The sequence below is a fragment of the Sphaerisporangium sp. NPDC088356 genome, from assembly GCF_040685555.1.
Taxonomy (GTDB): domain Bacteria; phylum Actinomycetota; class Actinomycetes; order Streptosporangiales; family Streptosporangiaceae; genus Sphaerisporangium.
Map to the genome: position 1 here is coordinate 1 of NZ_JBFBIK010000064.1, position 16,689 is coordinate 16,689.

General features: G+C 69.5%; 12 protein-coding genes. 6 read left to right on the top strand and 6 right to left on the bottom strand.

Features of this window, described 5'->3' with window-relative positions; genetic code table 11:
* Positions 1–130 precede the first annotated feature (130 nt).
* Positions 131–5,959, bottom strand: a complete 5,829-nt coding sequence (gene pulA / locus AB0O34_RS22655; RefSeq protein ID WP_363918353.1) for a pullulanase-type alpha-1,6-glucosidase — start codon at positions 5,957–5,959, stop codon at positions 131–133.
* Between the two features lie 611 nt (positions 5,960–6,570).
* On the opposite strand from pulA, the gene AB0O34_RS22660 reads away from it, so the two are divergent.
* Positions 6,571–7,155, top strand: coding sequence for a hemerythrin domain-containing protein (locus AB0O34_RS22660; protein ID WP_363918303.1), 585 nt, complete (start codon positions 6,571–6,573; stop codon positions 7,153–7,155).
* A 13-nt stretch (positions 7,156–7,168) separates the two neighbouring features.
* Here AB0O34_RS22660 and AB0O34_RS22665 read toward each other — a convergent pair whose 3' ends face one another.
* Positions 7,169–7,843 carry a hypothetical protein gene (locus AB0O34_RS22665; RefSeq protein ID WP_363918305.1) on the bottom strand — a complete coding sequence of 225 codons (675 nt, stop codon included), beginning with the start codon at positions 7,841–7,843 and terminating at the stop codon, positions 7,169–7,171.
* Between the two features lie 41 nt (positions 7,844–7,884).
* Here AB0O34_RS22665 and AB0O34_RS22670 point away from each other — a divergent pair, with 41 nt between their 5' ends.
* Both AB0O34_RS22670 and AB0O34_RS22675 read left to right on the top strand, forming a co-directional pair.
* A complete protein-coding gene (locus tag AB0O34_RS22670; protein WP_363918307.1) occupies positions 7,885–8,145 on the top strand; it encodes a hypothetical protein in 261 nt (86 codons plus the stop codon).
* 20 nt (positions 8,146–8,165) lie between these two features.
* On the top strand, positions 8,166–8,750 hold the full coding sequence (locus AB0O34_RS22675; protein ID WP_363918309.1) for a hypothetical protein: 585 nt from the start codon (positions 8,166–8,168) through the stop codon (positions 8,748–8,750).
* A 35-nt stretch (positions 8,751–8,785) separates the two neighbouring features.
* Here the strand turns inward: AB0O34_RS22675 and AB0O34_RS22680 are convergent, their stop codons facing one another.
* The 4 genes from AB0O34_RS22680 to AB0O34_RS22695 form a co-directional block, all read right to left on the bottom strand.
* Complete coding sequence (locus AB0O34_RS22680) at positions 8,786–9,202, bottom strand: DNA-binding protein (RefSeq protein ID WP_363918311.1); 417 nt, start codon at positions 9,200–9,202, stop codon at positions 8,786–8,788.
* A 122-nt stretch (positions 9,203–9,324) separates the two neighbouring features.
* A protein-coding gene (locus tag AB0O34_RS22685) for an IS5 family transposase (protein WP_363918355.1) occupies positions 9,325–10,241 on the bottom strand; the annotation gives its coding sequence in 2 pieces (ribosomal slippage) (positions 9,325–9,876 and positions 9,879–10,241; 915 coding nt in all).
* Positions 10,242–10,463 (bottom strand): hypothetical protein, encoded by a 222-nt coding sequence (locus AB0O34_RS22690; protein WP_363918313.1) that lies wholly within the window; start codon positions 10,461–10,463, stop codon positions 10,242–10,244.
* Positions 10,464–10,705: 242 nt separating this feature from the next.
* Complete coding sequence (locus AB0O34_RS22695; protein WP_363918314.1) at positions 10,706–11,704, bottom strand: Fic family protein; 999 nt, start codon at positions 11,702–11,704, stop codon at positions 10,706–10,708.
* A gap of 673 nt (positions 11,705–12,377) precedes the next feature.
* Here AB0O34_RS22695 and AB0O34_RS22700 point away from each other — a divergent pair.
* The 3 genes from AB0O34_RS22700 to AB0O34_RS22710 all read left to right on the top strand — a co-directional run bounded on the left by AB0O34_RS22700 (position 12,378) and on the right by AB0O34_RS22710 (position 16,566).
* The gene (locus AB0O34_RS22700; RefSeq protein ID WP_363918316.1) at positions 12,378–14,540 is read left to right on the top strand and encodes an NB-ARC domain-containing protein; all 2,163 of its coding nucleotides are present in this window, start codon (positions 12,378–12,380) and stop codon (positions 14,538–14,540) included.
* A 163-nt stretch (positions 14,541–14,703) separates the two neighbouring features.
* Complete coding sequence (locus tag AB0O34_RS22705; protein ID WP_363918318.1) at positions 14,704–15,114, top strand: hypothetical protein; 411 nt, start codon at positions 14,704–14,706, stop codon at positions 15,112–15,114.
* A 78-nt stretch (positions 15,115–15,192) separates the two neighbouring features.
* The gene (locus AB0O34_RS22710; RefSeq protein WP_363918357.1) at positions 15,193–16,566 is read left to right on the top strand and encodes an NADP-dependent succinic semialdehyde dehydrogenase; all 1,374 of its coding nucleotides are present in this window, start codon (positions 15,193–15,195) and stop codon (positions 16,564–16,566) included.
* Positions 16,567–16,689: the final 123 nt, after the last annotated feature.

Sequence of the window (16,689 nt, forward strand, 5' to 3'; positions counted from 1 at the left end):
CTCCTGGTCGTTGGATGCGATCCCGTGCGGGGCCGGGTGCTGCAACACCCGGCCCGGCGTGCGCCCCTCCCGCCGGTGGACCGCCGGCGCCCGGCCGACCGGTCCCGCGGCGCGGGAGGGGGTGGTGCGCCTACGACCGCACGAAGACCGCGACCGTACGGGCCGGGACGGTCAGGGTGCCGGTCGAGGAGTCGAAGGCCGACTGCCTGACGACGGGGTCGCCGGAAGCCGCCTGGACCGGATGGAGGGTGACCTTAGTCCCCTTCAGCGCGGCCACGGTCTGCGACCGCGTCTGCGGCGCCGCGTTGAAGACGACGGTGATCGACTTCCAGCGCGGGTCGATGCCGGAGGAGTCCAGGTGCATGGTGAGGACGCCCGGGGTCTCCGTCGCGCCGCTCACCGGGAAGGACAGCCGCTTCTGCACCTCGGCCAGGGAGCCGAGCGAGAACGCGGGGGAGGAGGAGCGGATCTTCAGCAGGTCGCCGAAGCGGGCACGGGCGGCGCCGATCGCCGCGCAGTCGGGCTTCAGCGCCGGATCGGCCAGCAGGGGCTTGGCGTACGGCCACTTGGCCTCGTTGTCCGCCTTGGGCGGCAGCCCGCCGCCGAAGCCGTTGCCCGCCGAGCAGTCCCACAGCAGCCGGTTGAACCAGTCGCCGGAGTCGAAGGAGTTGCGGTCCAGGGACTTCGACCGCAGCCGCTCGGTTCCGGCGTTGAGGAACGCGGTGCCCTGCGACAGCAGCACCGAGGCCAGCGAGAGCGACTGCATGCGCACCCGGTCGGTCATCGGCGTGCTCTGCGGCAGCTTGTAGGCCAGGGCGTCGAACAGCGTCTCGTTGTCGTGGGCGTCCACGTAGTTGACGGCCTCGCCCGGGGCGCCGGTGTACCCGGCGGGGGAGCCGTTGTAGTCGACCTCCGAGCCCTTCACCTCCTTGCCCGTCGAGGCGGTGAACCGGAAGTCGCGCAGGTTGCCGGTCAGCCCCACCTTGATCAGGTCCTGGTAGTGCAGGAGCCGCGCCTCCTGCTGCTCCGCGGTGCCGTTGGCCGGCGAGCCGTTCGGCGCGCCCGCGAGGCCGGATCCGAAGCCCTGCACCCGGGGGTCGGCGTCGAAGGGCCCGCCGCCGCGCACCGCGTCGCGCAGGCGGTCGTTGAAGGTGCCGATGCCGGTGCCCGCCATGTTGGCCTGCGTGGCCTGGACGAAGCGGGCGTTGTCCGCCACCTCCCCGAAGTTCCAGCCCTCGCCGTACAGGATGATCGACTTGCCGTCGACGCCGTCGCGCGCGACCGTCAGCCTGTCGAGCGCGGCCCGCACCGCGAGGATGTTCGCCTTCGGGTGGTGGCCCATCAGGTCGAAGCGGAACCCGTCGACCTTGTACTGCCTGGCCCAGGTGACGATGGAGTCCACGACGAGCTTGCCCATCATGGCGTTCTCGGGCGCGGTGTTGGCGCAGCAGGTGGAGGTGGCCACCGTGCCGTCCTCCAGGAGCCGGTGGTAGTAGCCCGGCACGATCCTGTCGAGCACCGACTTGGGGTCCTGCCCGGCGGCGTAGGTGTGGTTGTAGACCACGTCCATGACGACCCGCAGCCCGGCCCCGTTGAGCCCGGCGACCATCGACCGGAACTCGCCGATGCGGCGTGACCCCTCCGGGTCGGTGGAGTACGACCCCTCGGGCACGGTGTAGTGCACCGGGTCGTATCCCCAGTTGAAGGAGTCCTTCGCGGCGGTCTTCGCGACGCATTCCTGCTGCTGCTCGGAATCGGCGGGCATCGAGGCCAGGTCGCACGACGGCTCGGTGCGGTCGGCCCTCTTCTCCGGGACGCTCCCGATGTCGAAGGCGGGCAGCAGATGCACGTGCGTCAGCCCGTCGGCGGCCAGCGCCTTGAGTTCCTTCATTCCGGCGGAGTCACCGGTGAAGGCCGCGTACGTGCCCCGCTTCGCCGCCGGGACGGTCGGGTCCGAGGCCGAGAAGTCGCGCAGGTGCAGCTCGTAGATGGACGCCTTGTCCTGGCTCACCGCCTTCGGCTTGCGCAGCGAGGCCCACCCGTCGGGCCGCAGCGAGCGGTCGTCCAGGTCCACGAGCTGGCTGCGCGCGGAGTCGGCCGCGAGCGACTGGCTGTAGGGGTCGGTCACCTCGTTGGTCACGACCTTGCCGGCCGCCGGGGCGTACACGGTGACCAGGAAGGTGTAGTACCGCCCCTTCCAGGTGGGCATGCCGCGCACCGACCAGACCCCGGTGGCGTCGTCGCGCCGCATCTGCTCGACCGTACGGCCGGCGCCCGACGCGTCGCGGTAGAGCGCCAGCTCGACCTTCTGCGCGGTCGGCGCCCACACCGACAGCGTGGGCGACGCCGACCCTGTCGTGGGCCACACGGGCCCGAGCTCGGCGCCCGAGGCCTTGGCGTAGAGGTCGTCGAGCACGCCCGCGACCTGCACGCCGGTCGCCGTGAGCAGCACACCCGCCGCGTCCCGCTCGACGGCGACGACCTGCCCGCGCAGCGCCTTCCGTACCAGGTCGGCGTCGCGCGGGTCGACCTTGAGCGCGGCGTAGGAGGCCAGGTGCGGCCACTTGGCCTTCTGGGCGTCGGTGAGCCCCGCGCCGGGGACCAGGCGGACGACCCGGAGGTCGCCGGTCAGGTCGCCCTTGGCGTACGCGATGTCGCCCTTCTCGGAGAAGACCAGCGAGTAGTGCGCCGCGGCGGAGGGGGTGACGTTCCACGCGACGGTGTCCCGGTCGATCCAGTTGGCCTTCGCCTTGGACAGATCGGCGTCCGCCCCGCGCGCCGGAGGCTGCGGCAGCAGGTGGCCCTCGGTGGCGGCCAGCCGCCAGACCTCGTTGCCGTCGGTGGCGAGCTCCAGCGACTGGTTGTCGGGCAGGTCCTTCTCGTCGCCCTTGTGGATGATGTAGCTCAGGCTCGTCGCCCCCTCGGCCAGCGGCACGCGGTAGTACGCCCCGAAGCCGTCGGTTCCGGCCGGCTGGACGGGCGTGGCCCACTCGGTCGGGTCGGCCGCCCCGCCCCACACGTGCAGCCCCCAGCCGTCGTAGTTCCCGTCCGCGCGCCGGTAATGCATGATCGCGACGTTCTCCGCGGCGGACCGGCTCTTGTAGAGCCTCGCGTCACCGGACTTGACGTACGCCTCCGGCTGGGTGGCCGGGGTGAACGACTGGTCGGGGCCGGGGTCCTTGGTGTCGCCCTTGTGGATGATGTAGTTCAGCGGCACCGCCGGGTCCTTGAGCGGCACCTTCCAGAACGCGCCGTAGGAGTCGGTGCCGTCGGGCGGGCGCGGGGTCGCCCACTCGGTGCCCGCGCCGTCGGCGAGCCCGTCGCCCCACAGGTGCAGGCCCCACCCGTCGTAGTCCTTGCCGGGGCGGCTGTAGTGGACGGTCGCGTACCCCTGCGCCGCCGCCCGGGAGGCGAACGTCTCGGGCTTGCCCTCGGCCAGCCACACCTCGCCGTTCTTGGCCGGGTTGACCGTACGGTCGCCGCCGTCCTTCTCGTCGCCCTTGTGGGCGATGATCCCCACGCTGGCCGTGCCCGGCTTGAGCTTGATCCAGGCGAACCGCCCGAAGGCGTCCTCACCGGTGAGCGGCAGCGGGGCGCCCCACTCGGTGGGCTGCTCGACGTCGCCCCACACGTGCAGGCCCCAGCCGTCGTAGTCCGAGCGCTGGTAGTGCACGACCAGCCAGTCGCGCGTGACCGCGCCCGGCTCCTCGGGGACGGGCGCCGCGCCGACGGTGACCGTCTCGCTCGCGGAGGCGAACCTGCCCGCCGAGTCCTTCACGACCGCCTTGTAGGCGATCTTGGTACCGGCCGCGAGCCCGCTCAGGTCGTGGAAGACCCGGAACGTACGGGCCGAGCCGGTGACCGTGGGCGCGTCGTCGGTGCCCAGCACCTTCCACGGGCCGTCACCGGCCTTGGCGGCGAACGTCACCTGGTCGAACCCGGTGCCCGGCACGGTCGCGGTGACCGGGATCCGCCCGTCGGCCGCCGTGCCCCTGACCTCCGCGCCGGGGAGCGCGATCGACACGGCGGGCGCGGCGGCGGGGGCGGCGAGCTTGGCCGAGGCGCGGTAGACGACCGCCGAGAGCGGCGGGACCGTCACCGGGAGCCGGCGGTCGGCGGCCGAGGTGGCCGTGGCCGCCGCCTCGCCGTAGACCTTGGTGAAGGCCATCCCGGCGGAGTAGGTCGGGACGGCGGCGGTCGCGGCCGTCTTGGCGTTGTTCACCGCGACGACGTACTCGACCTGGTCCTTGGCGTCGATGCGGCTGAAGGCGTACAGGCCGTTCTCGGCCAGGCGCTCGATCTGGGCGCCGTCCGCCAGCGCGGGGTGCGCGTCACGCAGCTTGCCCAGCGCCGCGATGCCCTGGTAGAGCGGGTGGGCGGGAACGAAGTTGTCCTGCGCGTGGGTCGCGGTCGTGCCGATCAGGTCGTCGGTCAGGTAGCTCTGGGTCTGCGAGGCGAACATCGTCTGCCGCGCGTCCTTGTCGCCGCCCTTGCCGGTGAACCCCTGCTCGTCGCCGTAGTAGACCACCGGCTGCCCTCTGGTGAGGTACATCAGCTCGTGGGCGAGCAGGTCCCTCCTGAGCAGCTCGCCATCTGGCGCGCCCGGGTTGTCCTGGCTGATGAACCGGCCGATGCGGCCCATGTCGTGGTTGCCGAGGAACGTCGGCAGCGACGCGGCGTTGCTGTCGGCGTCGGTGTGGTAGTCATCACCCGCGTAGAGCTGGGCGAGCCGCGCCGCTCCCGCCGTGCCGCCGCTGAACGAGCGCGCGGCCTCCTGGAAGGGGAAGTCGAGCGTGGCGTCCAGCTCGCCGCGCGTGGAGTAGCGGCTGGTCATGGCGGGGTCGCTTGAGTACACCTCGCCGAACATGAAGAAGCGCTTGTTGCCGAGCTGGGCCGCGTAGCCGTGCAGCGCGGGGGAGAAGCGCTCCCAGAACTCCATGTTGACGTGCTTGGCCGTGTCGATCCTGAAGCCGTCGATGCCGGTGTCACGGACCCACGTCTTGTAGATGTCGGTCATGCCCTTGACGACCTCGGGACGCTCGGTCCACAGGTCGTCGAGGCCGGAGAAGTCGCCGTACTCGTCGGTCTCGCCGCCGCTGAAGGTGGAGTCGCCCCTGTTGTGGTACATCAACGGGTCGTTGAGCCAGGACGGGGTCTTCACTCCCTTCGCCGCGACCGGTGTGTACGGGAACGAGTCGGTGTCGACCTTCGGGAAGGTGTCCTTGCTCGCGTAGTCGCGGTCGTCGAACGGCCTGCCGTCGACGTCGACGTACGGGTAGGCGGCCTTGGACCGGTAGGAGTAGGCCTTCTCCTTGTAGTCGACGACGTCGGCGGTGTGGTTGGTGATGATGTCGAAGAAGACCTTCATCCCCCGCTTGTGCGCCTCGCGGACCAGCTGCTTCATCTGCGCGTTGGTGCCGAGGTGCGGGTCGATCGAGGTGAAGTCGGTGATCCAGTAGCCGTGGTACCCGGCCGAGGCGTCGGCCCCCGTGCCCTGGACGGGCCGGTTCTTGAACGAGGGGGTCAGCCAGATCGCCGTGCTGCCGAGGTTCTTGACGTAGTCGAGCTTGCCGAGCAGCCCGGCCAGGTCGCCGCCCTGGTAGAAGCCCTTGTCGGTGGGGTCGAAGCCGGTGCTGAGCCGGTCGCCGGTGAGGCCGCCCCTGTCGTTGCGGGTGTCGCCGTTGGCGAACCGGTCGGTCATCGCGAAGTAGAACCGCTCGCGCGACAGGTCGGCGCGCAGCGCGTCCCGCGCCAGGTCCTTGTCGGAGGGGTCCGCTTTGCCGCTCAGCGCGGAGACCAGTGGTTTCCCCTCGTCCTGCGGGGCCTGGGCGGTGGGGGAGCCGGGCGCCGCGAGGCTGGTGGCGGGAAGGGTGGTCACCGCCCCGAGGGTGGCGGCGTGGGCGGGGGACACGGCGGCGAGCGGCGACGCGGTCAGAACCGCTGCGAGGACCGCGGCCACCAAGGGGCCGGGCCTGCGTGCGGGAGACCTTCTCGCGGGCCGTGGGGGGAATGGCCAGACCACTGGAGGCTCCACGGGTCGTATTTCATGGGTGTTGCCCGGAAGTTACTCACAAGACACGATCTATGCAATGCCTTACTGAAATTTCCTGAAAATAACCAATCGGCATGACATGGGGCTGTGAGGCGGCCGGTGTCGTTGCCGAGCGGTTACTCCATGAGGTGATTTACTGAACACGAACCGTGATGTTTTCGGTCTCCCCAAAACCACCGCGATGCCGGTAACTCTCCTGGATGTGGAGAAATATGCTGTATGTCTTCTTTGGTGGCATAAATGGTGATTTGGGGCTTTGGCGGCAGCCGTACGCGCGAAGCTCCAGGGTGGGACGCCGGTGCCTGTGCCCGGGTCGCTCTCTCGCGCCCGCCCCGTCCGCCGCATTCGGCCGCCTGACCGCGAGCACGACCCGCGCGCCTTTCCGCGCCTTCCACCGCCGCCGCCCACGCGCCTGGTCCGGCCCGCACTGCGCGTTCCGCCACTTGGGACACCGGGATTCCTGATGCGTTTGATACGGCCGGTGAAGGTAAGCGGACGGTTCTCGTAAGGAGGACGATATGGACGGACGTCATGCGGCACCCGAGCTGTCGAACGAGAACGACGTGGTCGACCTGCTACTGCGTCAGCACGGCATGATCACCGAGCTTTTCGACGAGGTGGAGCGGGCCGCCGGTTCCGAGCAGGGCGAGGCTTTCCAGCGCCTCGTGCGGATGCTGGCCGTGCACGAGACCGCCGAGGAGGAGATCGTGCACCCGTACGCCCGGCTGAAGCTGGAAGACGGCGACACGGTGGTGGACAGGCGCCTCAACGAGGAGAGGCAGGGCAAGCTGCTGCTCAGCCACCTTGAGCAACTCGGGACCGACCACCCGGAGTTCTCCCACAACCTGCGGGCGCTGCGGGCCACCGTGCTGGCGCACGCGCGGGCGGAGGAGCGTGACGAGTTCACGCTGCTGCGGGCCCATACCAGCGAGGCCGAGCGCCGCGCCATGGCGGCCGGGGTGAGGGCCGCGGAGGCGATGGCGCCCACCCACCCGCATCCCGGCGTCGAGTCGGCCACCCTCAACTTTCTGCTCGGCCCGCCCGCCGCCATCATCGACCGCACGCGCGACGCCATCAGGAAGGCCATGGGCAGATCGGCCTGAGACCGCCGGGCGGTCAGCTGGTGGCCGCCGGCGTACGGGGCGTCGCGCGGGCGTCAGGGGGGATCCGCACCGGGATCTCCCCGCCCAGCCGCGCCCCCGCCGAGAGCTCCAGGTCGTCACCGCTCCAGAAGCGGCCGGGGTCGTACCAGTTGGGATTGCGCCCGGCGGGGAGCAGGCCCATGTCCTGGTACGTCGCGGCGACGACCTCCGCGCAGTAGGCGGTCTCCAGGGCGGCGTCGCCCGCGCCCCGCCTGAAGGCGGGCACCCGGCCGCGCAGCCAGCGGCCGGCGAGCCGGGCCGTCGAGGGGAACGGCGTGCCGTCGAGACGCGCGATGGCGCGCAACAGCCCGTCCTCCATCTCGCGGGTGACCGGCCTGTCGAGCTGGCGCAGCCACGCCCGCTGCCCGTACCTCGTCGCCCACACCACCACCGCGTCGCGCAGGTCGTGCAGCTGGACCCCGCGCTGGTGGGTGCCCGACCACATGTCGGGCAAGGATCGGCCCAGCTCGGCATGCCACATCAGCGGCGGCAGGTCGTCGATGACGACGGACATGCCCACGTGGTTGACCGGGCTGTTCGTCGTCATCTGGATGGCCCGGTCGGGTACCGTGCGCCCGCGGAACAGCCAGACATCGCCGGTGCGCGTCAGATCGAGGGCCTCGTCGAGGCTGATGCTTACGCCAGACATCCCATTAGCCTAGGGACATGCGCTGGTGGAAGATACTCGGCTTGGCAGGCTTCGCGGGGGTCGCGGCCACGGGAGTGGTGATCGCCCGGGCTGAGCGGCGTCGCCGCGCGTACACCCCGGAGGAGATCCGATCGCGGCTGCGTGACCGCCTCGCCGAGGCATCGGCCACCGGCCCGCTCCCCGCGAGCACGCCCCCGTCCGCCGCCGGCCGTACGGGCGTGACCGGGCGTCTGCGGGCATTCCTCCGCTCACGCGCGGACCAGACCAGAGCCAAGTGGCCGGCGCACAGGCGTCGCTCCTGAGGTTCCCCGCGCTGGTGTGAGTGTGGTGCGCGGCTTCCCTCGGCGGCGCGGGGGAGAAGCCGGACTCCCTAGACTCCCTGGCCACCTGCACCCTTGACGGAGCCGCGACCACCGCCCAGCCCTACGACACGGCGATCCCTCTGGACACCGCGACCCCCGTCGACACCGCGATCCCCCTCGACACGTCGATCCCTCTGGACACCGAGAAGCCGAGTGCCTTGGCCAAGGCCGCCGTCGGCGCGAAGGCCACCCCGACCCCGAAGCCGACGAAGACCCCGGAGCCCAAGAAGACCGCGAAGTCCGATGGTCCCGTACAGATCCTCGTAAGCGACAAGCCCAGCGCTTCGGCCAAGCCGGCCCCCTCGTCCGGCGGTCCCGCACCGGACGCGTCCGCCGACCCCGGTGACACGGCGGCTGCCGCGGACACGGGCGCTCCCACGGACAGCGCGGCGTCCACGGATACGACGGCACCGGTGGACAGCGCGGCTCCCGCGGACACGGCGGCGCCGGTGGATGGTGGCACGCCCGCGCCGAGTGACGGCGGCACGCCTGCCCCGGCGGACAGCGGAACGGCGGTGGGCGCGGGCCTCGCGGTCGTGGATTGAGCGCGCTGGTCGAGACGACGGGTGGGCTGGATCACTCAGACGCTCACGACCCGGACTGCTTTGCCACATAGCTTCAGCATGTCATCTGCATCCGATGCCAGAACGATGACTGGTTTGATCGCCCGGAGGGCGGCAGCGGCCACGACTGCGTCGATCGCGTACTTGTGTCCGTGGAGGCCCCCAGCGCGGAGCAACTCAAGAGCGTGCAGAGAAATCTCCTCCGTGACAGCCTCGACCCTTAGCCGAGATAGGTGCCAGCGAAGTCGATCGTTCTTCACGCGAATATCAAAAGCCTCGATCGGTGTCATGGCACAGACGACGACACGGAAGTCGTTGTTCTGCGCTTCTCGCACGATCGCCGTGACTTGCTGGTCGGCCGCACACCACTTCGACAACCCCTCCGAGTCCAGAACCACCGTGCCGGCACTCAGCTTGCTTCGCGCCCGTGCCATCCGTCCCCCTCCTGGAGCTCAGGAGTGGACTTCACGCTGCGAAACAACTCCGCCGCCTCGTCCCGGAGTGCCTGCGGGATAGGACCGGCCTCACTCTCGTTGGCTAGGGCGTGTCCTGTGAATCAAGGAACTGGGTCCCGGAGCCAGATCCTGATCGAGGCGACATCGATGGTGCCCTGGTAGATACGTTCGCGCTTGTCGAAGCGCATGGCCACGGCGCGGTATGACTTGAGTTTGTTGATGCAGCGTTCAACGGTGTTGCGCTCGGTGTACCGTGCGGCGTCGAATATTGGTGGCCGACCGCCCTTGCGGCCTCGTTTGAGGCGGTTGGCCTGCTGGTCCCTCTTCTCCGGGATGACGCCGTTGATGCGGTGTCTCCGCAGGTAGGCGCGGTTGCCGCGGGAGGAGTAGGCCTTGTCGGCCAGGGCACGGCCCGGCCGTCGGCGTGGACGGCCACGACCGCGCCGCGGAATGCGGATAGCCGCCATCACCCGGGTGAAATACGGGCTGTCGGCTCGCTGCCCCGCACTGGTCAGGCGCGCGATCGGACGGCACCGCCGATCGGCAGCCAGATGGATCTTGGTGGTCAGGCCGCCACGGGAACGTCCGAGCCCTTCCCGGCCCTTGGCCGATTCGTGATCTACACGATCCCCTTTTCCGGGACGTCGGCGGGCGGCTCATGACGCGCCCCGGCCGCATGATGATGCGCGCGGGCGATGGTGGAGTCGACGCTGACGGTCCAGTCCTCGCCTTCGGCCTCATCGCATCCCGCGCGCAGCCGATCCAGGATCGATTCCCAAGTGCCGTCAAATGACCAGCGGCGATGCCGGTTGTAGACCGTCTTCCAGTTCCCATAGCCCTCAGGGAGATCCCGCCACGGGCAGCCGGTCCGGGTCCGGAAGAAGACCCCGTTGATCACCAGCCGGTGATCGGCCCACCGGCCGCCCTGACGCGGATTGACGGGCAGCAGCGGCAACAGCCGCTGCCATTCCTCCTCGGACAGGTCATGACGATTCAGACGATCATCCACCGTACCGATCTACACCAAACCACCATCAAAGATCCACAGGACACGCCCTAGTAGCGCCTCCTCCAGCAGGTCGCGCTCGATCTGGCGCTCGACCGCCGCGTCTACGTAGGCAGAGAAACCACGCGCCCCGACGCGTTCCCGTACAGCACGGACATTACCTGCACGCAAGGAGACGCTGATCTTGGTAGCAGGCCCCTCCCCAAGGGGGAATTCCAGCTCAGACTCGCTCACGCCGACCACTTTACTACTGTCAGTAGCAAATTGCCCTGGGTGGGCGTGGAGTAGTGAAGATCTTTCGAGGACGAGGGCCACACCCCTGATAGGAGTGGCCCTGTCTCGATCAGGCTTCGCCGGTAGTGAGGCCGGTGAGGCAGCTCACGCCCGTGCCGCCCATGCCTCAGTGGCCGTTATGGAGGAGGGCACTGTTGGTGTGGTCGTGCCGCTCATGTCACCCTTTATCCACAGCAGACACGTCACGACCTGCGATGCCTCGACTTGAGGTAGTCGTTCACCCACTTCTTGCTGCTACGCCACATGCCGTCGTCCCCCTTGACCGCACGAAGTCGTCCCCGTGCGGCAGCTACCCGGAGGGCATTTTCGGTGACGTCGCGCGTCGCGAGAGCAGGTAGGGGGACAAGCTTGACCGGGCCGGCCACCGCCGGCATGACGAAGCGGTACAGATTTGTCGTCACACTGCGCGCGATGAGTTCACCCAATGGACCGAACTCGCCATTGTCGGCCCGACGCATCGCCTGAAGGTACTTGTCGCGGTCACGCTTGTAGATGATCGCTGGTGGATATCCAATCCTGGAAAGTATCAGGTTGAGCACCAAACGGCCGGTCCGTCCGTTGCCGTCGAGGAACGGGTGTATTTGTTCAAACCGGTTATGAACGTGGGCCAAGCGTTCGGGGAGGGGTTCCTCGGACTCGCCGCGAAGGTCATCGACAGCCTTCACCCAGTCCCGCATCTGGGGGTCGACTTCCGGCCATGGCGGCGGCTTCATACCGCCCGGGAACTTGGCGATCTCGTGCTGCCGGAAGTTCCCAGGGCCTTCGGCGGGAGTGGCATGAGGATGGGGGTCGACAGCCCACACGAGCGACATGGCGGTGTGGTGTATCTGACGAACCTCCTGGAGCGTGATGAGATCTCCGTTTTGCCAGTCTCCCGGCTCCAGTGCTTGCCCGTACACCCACTTCGCGGCATCGCCATATCCCCTCACCTCCATGTAGTCCCTGAGCGGCTTCGCGCCTACCGCCCGGCCCTCCTCAAGGAGCTTCTCCACCTCTTGCAACACGAGCGTGTTGCCCTCGATCGCAGTGCTGTTATGGGCCTCCTGGTGCCAGATGTCAGACCAGATGTCCTCCGCCTCAGCGGGCGAAGGCAATCCGCCCAAGCGGTCACGGAGTTCTCGAACGGCCTCGTCGAGGCGCTGATACACAGTCGCCCTGGACGGCCTGCCCAATCCTGACACCGACGCTCCCATGATTTTGTTCGACTGAGCCAATATAAGTGTACCGAACAAAATCAACCTAAGTTGTTCGCCTCAGCCAAAAAAAGCGAACCGAACAGATCGCTCGGTGATCCGGCGCCCACGGCCAAGGAGGGCAAGACGTGGGAGCCGATGAACACCCTGGTTGACGTCCTCACTCCCGGCCTGTGCTCCTTGCCCAGGAAGCGAACGAGATCTCTGAGCAGGCCGGGCACCGCCCGAAACTCCTGGCCACTCCTCACAAGAGGTCGTCAGCCCCGTCGAACACCAGGCCGAAGGGTTACCGGCATGGACACCAGCATCTACCACGGTGCGTTCGAGGCCGGTCGTCCGAAGAGGACTGACATCAACCGCCTGGATCGGCGGAAGGGCGATGACGCAGTTGCAGGCAGTGCGGCTCACGCCCAGAAACCGGGTGTGAACCGTACAAGTGAAGTTCGGCGCTACTCCTCCGTCGGGACCTCGCCACCTCGGCGGCGTGAGCCGAAGACAGTCCGGGGACGCGTGCGCGTACCATCCGGTCGTGACCTTCGAGGGGTTCGGTAGTCGCGGAGGCCGTATGTGAGCGTGGCATATCGCGATCTTTCCAGATCGGCGGGGCTGACTTACGATTGCGGAGCATCTGGAGCCGAGGTGACGTGGGGCGGCGAGGGATGTGCCGGCTGGGGCACACGTGGGCAACCTGCCCGCCGAGGAAACGAGCTTTGTGGGACGGCAGCGCGAGGTCGCTGAGGTCGTGCGGATGCTGGGGGAGTCGCGCCTGGTCACGCTCACGGGGGTGGGCGGGGTCGGCAAGACGCGGCTTGCTCTGCATGTCGCGGGCGATCTGAGGTCGCGTTTCCCCGACGGGGTCTGGTTCGTGGAGCTGTCGTCGCTCCGCGAGCCGGCGCTGCTCGGCCATGCCGTCAGCTCGGTGCTGCGGGTCGCCCAGCAGGCCGGCCGCTCGCAGATGGCCGTTCTCGTGGAGTTCCTCGCGCGGCGGCGCTCGCTGATCGTGCTGGACACCTGCGAGCACCTCGTGCAGGGGTGTGCCGCGATGGTGGAGACGTTGTTGGCCGCGTCCGAGCTGCGGATCCTGGTGACCAGCCGGTGTCTCCTCGGGCTGCCCGGCGAGTCGTGCTTCCAGGTCGAGCCGCTGCCCATCGAGGGCCGTTACCGCCCGGCCGCGCCTTCCGCGGGCGCGCCTGCTATGTCCGGCGGTCCGGTGGCGCCTTCCGCGAGTGTGGCTCCGGGGGGTGCGGTCGCGTTGTTCGCTGACCGGGCGGCGTCGCATGTGCCCGGGTTCGTCGCGACGCCGGAGGTGGCGCTGCTGTGCCGGCGGCTCGACGGCATCCCCCTGGCGATCGAGCTGGCGGCGGTACGGCTGCGCACGCTGTCCGTCGAGCAGATCATGGGCCGCATCGACGACCGTTTCGACCTGCTGTCGAGCGAGAGCAGTACGGGCCCGCCGCGCCACCGGACGCTGCGCACGGCCATCGGCTGGAGCCACGAGCTGTGCGAGCCGCTGGAACGCCTGCTCTGGGCCCGCCTGTCGGTCTTCGCCGGCGACTTCGACCTGGAGGCGGCGCAGGCCATCTGCGCCGACCCCGACACCGGCTCGGAAACCGGGCTGCGGCGCGAGCTGGTGGAAGACGTCCTGATCGCTCTTGTCGAGAAGTCCATCGTGCGGCGGATCGACACCGGCAGGGCGATCCGCTTCCGGATGCTGGACACGCTCAGGGAGTACGGCGCGGAGTGGCTGCGCGAGCTCGGCGAGTGCGCCCAGACGCGATTCCGTCACCGCGACTACTACCTGCGCCTGGCCCGGCGGTTCGACGAGGAGTGGTTCGGCCCTGACCAGGTCGCGTGGTACCGCCGCATGAACCACGAGCTGCCGAACCTCCGTTCCGCGCTCGACCACTGCCTCGCCGACCCCGCCGACCCCGCCGAGCACGCCGTCGGCCTCGACCTCGCCGGGAGGCTCGCCTACTTCTGGATGGCCTGCGGATTCATCTCCGAGGGACGCCACTACCTCCAGCGGGCGCTCGCCGTCAGCCATGCCTCCGGCGCGAGCCTGTCGCGGGCGCTGTGGGCCTGCGCGTGGCTGGCCGATTTCCAGGGAGACCTGGACGAGGCCAACGACCTCGCCACCGAGTGCCTGTCGCAGTCGTTCTCCGAGAGCGACCTGGCGGCGGCCGGGTGGGGCACGGTCTGCTGCGCGAACACCGGGCTCCACTGGGGCTACGTCTCCGAGGCGCTGGCCATGTACGAGCGCGCGCGGGAGACGCACGAGGACGGCGGTGACCGTGGCGCCGGCCTCGCGTACGCGCTGACGGGCCAGGCGTACGCGCTGACGCGCCTCGGCAGGCCGGAGCAGGCGCTGTCGTGCCTGCGCCAGCAGCGGTCGCTGTGCGGTTCGCGCGGCGACATCTGGTTGCACTCCTCAGGAGATTGGGTACGCAGCCTCATCGAGCTCGACCGCAGGGACTTCCCGATGGCCGACAGGTTCGCCCGCACGTCGCTGCGGGCGAAGCACCTGCTGAACGACAGCCTCGGGATGGTGATGGCGCTGGCGAGCATGGCCCGTTCGGCGGTGGGCCTCGGCGAGATGGAACGGTCGGCCCGGCTGCTCGGCATCGGCGACCTCGTCGAGCGCGGCTTCGGCCTGCGGCACGGCCCCTTCGAGCCGGACGGGCTGCGCGAGGAGGCCGAGTGGCGGGCCAGGGCGGTGCTCGGGGACCGGGCGTTCGAGGCGGAGTACGCCTGGGGCCGTGAGCAGGACATCGAGAGCGCCCTCGCGTACGCGCTCACCGGCGACGATGTCACCGGTCGCCCATAGTTTCGTCGCGGGAAGGTCATTTCACGGGCGCCTCGGCCGGTGAGGCCGGGGCCTCCTCCTGGCCAAAGGTGATCACGATGTACGGCCGTGGGACGCGCGGAAGCGGCGAAATCGGGGATGGAGGTTGTGTTGACATAGATGCCAAAAATGACATTATTCAGCCATGCGTCAGGAAGCCGAGCGGCTGCTGCAGATCCAGGACGACTTCGAGCGCTTCCGCGCCGCCACGCGGCTGCTGGTGGATCTCGATGATCTGATCCTCGAGATCTCGCGCATCAGGAACGAGAGCGCCTCGCGGATGCAGATCAGCGCGGTCACGCCCCCCACACGGTCCGACGCCGCCCTGCCCGACGACGCCCGCGCCGTGCTGGAGTGCATCCGGCGTACGGGGGCGCGGCGTTTCCGGCGGCGTGACGTGTTCCGCCGCCTCGCGCGCCGCTTCAAGACCGTCGCGGCGATGGTCCCCGCGCTGGACCTGCTTGAGGCCGCCGGCTACATCCGCAAGGTGGAGCCCAGCACCGAGCCGGGCCAGCCCGGACGGCGGCGCTCGCCCGAGTACGAGGTGCGTCTCTAGACGCGGGCCTCCCCCCGGCCGTCCTGCGAGGTGGTGAGGCGGATACTGGGAGCGAGAGCCAGGTTCCGGGGGGTGCTCATGGCGATCGCGACGATCAACCCGGCGACGGGTGAGACTCTGAAGACCTTCGAGCCGCTGGACGAGCACGAGGTGGAGGAGCGGCTCGCGCTCGCCGCCGCCGAGTTCGAGAGATACCGCACCAGCGACTTCAAGCGGCGTGCCGAGTGGATGCTGAGCGCCGCCGGGCTGCTGGAGGCCGAGCAGGACCACGTCGCCCGGTTGATGACCCTTGAGATGGGCAAGACGCTGGCCTCCGCGAGGGCCGAGGTGGCCAAGTGCGTCGGCGGCATGCGGTTCTACGCCGAGCGCGCCGAGGAGTTCCTGGCCGACGAGCCCTCGGACCCCGCCGCCGTGGGCGCCCGGCGGGCGTACGTGCGGTATCAGCCGCTCGGGCCGGTGCTCGCGGTCATGCCGTGGAACTTCCCCTGCTGGCAGGTGATCCGGTTCGCCGCGCCCGCCCTGATGGCGGGCAACGTCGGGTTGCTGAAGCACGCGTCGAACGTGCCGCAGGTCGCGCTCTACCTCGGCGGGCTCTTCGCCCGCGCCGGGTTCCCCGACGGCTGCTTCCAGACCCTGCTGATCGGCTCGGACGGGGTCGAACGGGTGCTGCGCGACGGCCGGGTGGTGGCGGCGACCCTCACCGGTTCGGAGGCGGCGGGCCGTTCGGTCGCCTCGATCGCGGGTGGCGAGATCAAGAAGACGGTGCTGGAGCTCGGCGGCTCCGATCCCTATGTCGTCATGCCGTTGGCCGACCTCGGCAGGGCGGTGGAGACCGGCGTGACCGCCCGCGTGCAGAACAACGGCCAGTCGTGCATCGCCGCCAAGCGGTTCATCGTCCACGCCGGCGTGTACGACGACTTCACCGCCCGGTTCGTGTCGCGGATGCAGTCGCTGCGGCTGGGCGACCCCATGGACGAGACGACCGACGTCGGGCCCCTCGCCACGCAGCAGGGGCGGGACGACGTGGAGAAGCTGGTCGCCGACGCGGTCGGCAGGGGCGCCCGGGTGCTGTGCGGGGGAGTGACCCCGTCCCGTACCGGGTGGTTCTTCGAGCCGACGGTGATCACCGATGTCACCCCGGACATGAGGATGTTCGGCGAGGAGGTGTTCGGCCCGGTGGCGCAGCTGTACCGGGTGGAGGACATCGACGAGGCGCTGGCGCTGGCCAACGCCACCACGTTCGGGCTCGGGGCGAACGCCTGGACCGCCGACCAGGAGGAGCAGGAGCGCTTCGCCGACGAGCTGGAGGCCGGCCTGGTGTTCGTCAACGGCATGGTCACCTCCTATCCGCAGCTCCCGTTCGGCGGCATCAAGCATTCCGGGTACGGCCGGGAGCTGGCCGCCAACGGCATCCGCGAGTTCTGCAACGTGAAGACCGTCTGGATGGGCTGAGCCCCCCGCCGGTACGCCGGGCACCCTGGACCGCTCGGATGATCTAATTTCCGGATGGGACGAGCGAAGGGCGGTGTCCGGGTGAAGGTCTTCGGCGGGACCGGTGATCGGGCGGCGGGCGCG

What these genes read in the sequence shown, in the direction of transcription:
- AB0O34_RS22660 (WP_363918303.1), top strand. Translation starts at nt 6,571, where the DNA reads ATGGACGGACGTCATGCGGCACCCGAGCTGTCGAACGAGAACGACGTG.
- AB0O34_RS22665 (WP_363918305.1), bottom strand. Translation starts at nt 7,843, where the DNA reads ATGTCTGGCGTAAGCATCAGCCTCGACGAGGCCCTCGATCTGACGCGC.
- AB0O34_RS22680 (WP_363918311.1), bottom strand. Translation starts at nt 9,202, where the DNA reads ATGGCACGGGCGCGAAGCAAGCTGAGTGCCGGCACGGTGGTTCTGGAC.
- AB0O34_RS22705 (WP_363918318.1), top strand. Translation starts at nt 14,704, where the DNA reads ATGCGTCAGGAAGCCGAGCGGCTGCTGCAGATCCAGGACGACTTCGAG.
- AB0O34_RS22710 (WP_363918357.1), top strand. Translation starts at nt 15,193, where the DNA reads ATGGCGATCGCGACGATCAACCCGGCGACGGGTGAGACTCTGAAGACC.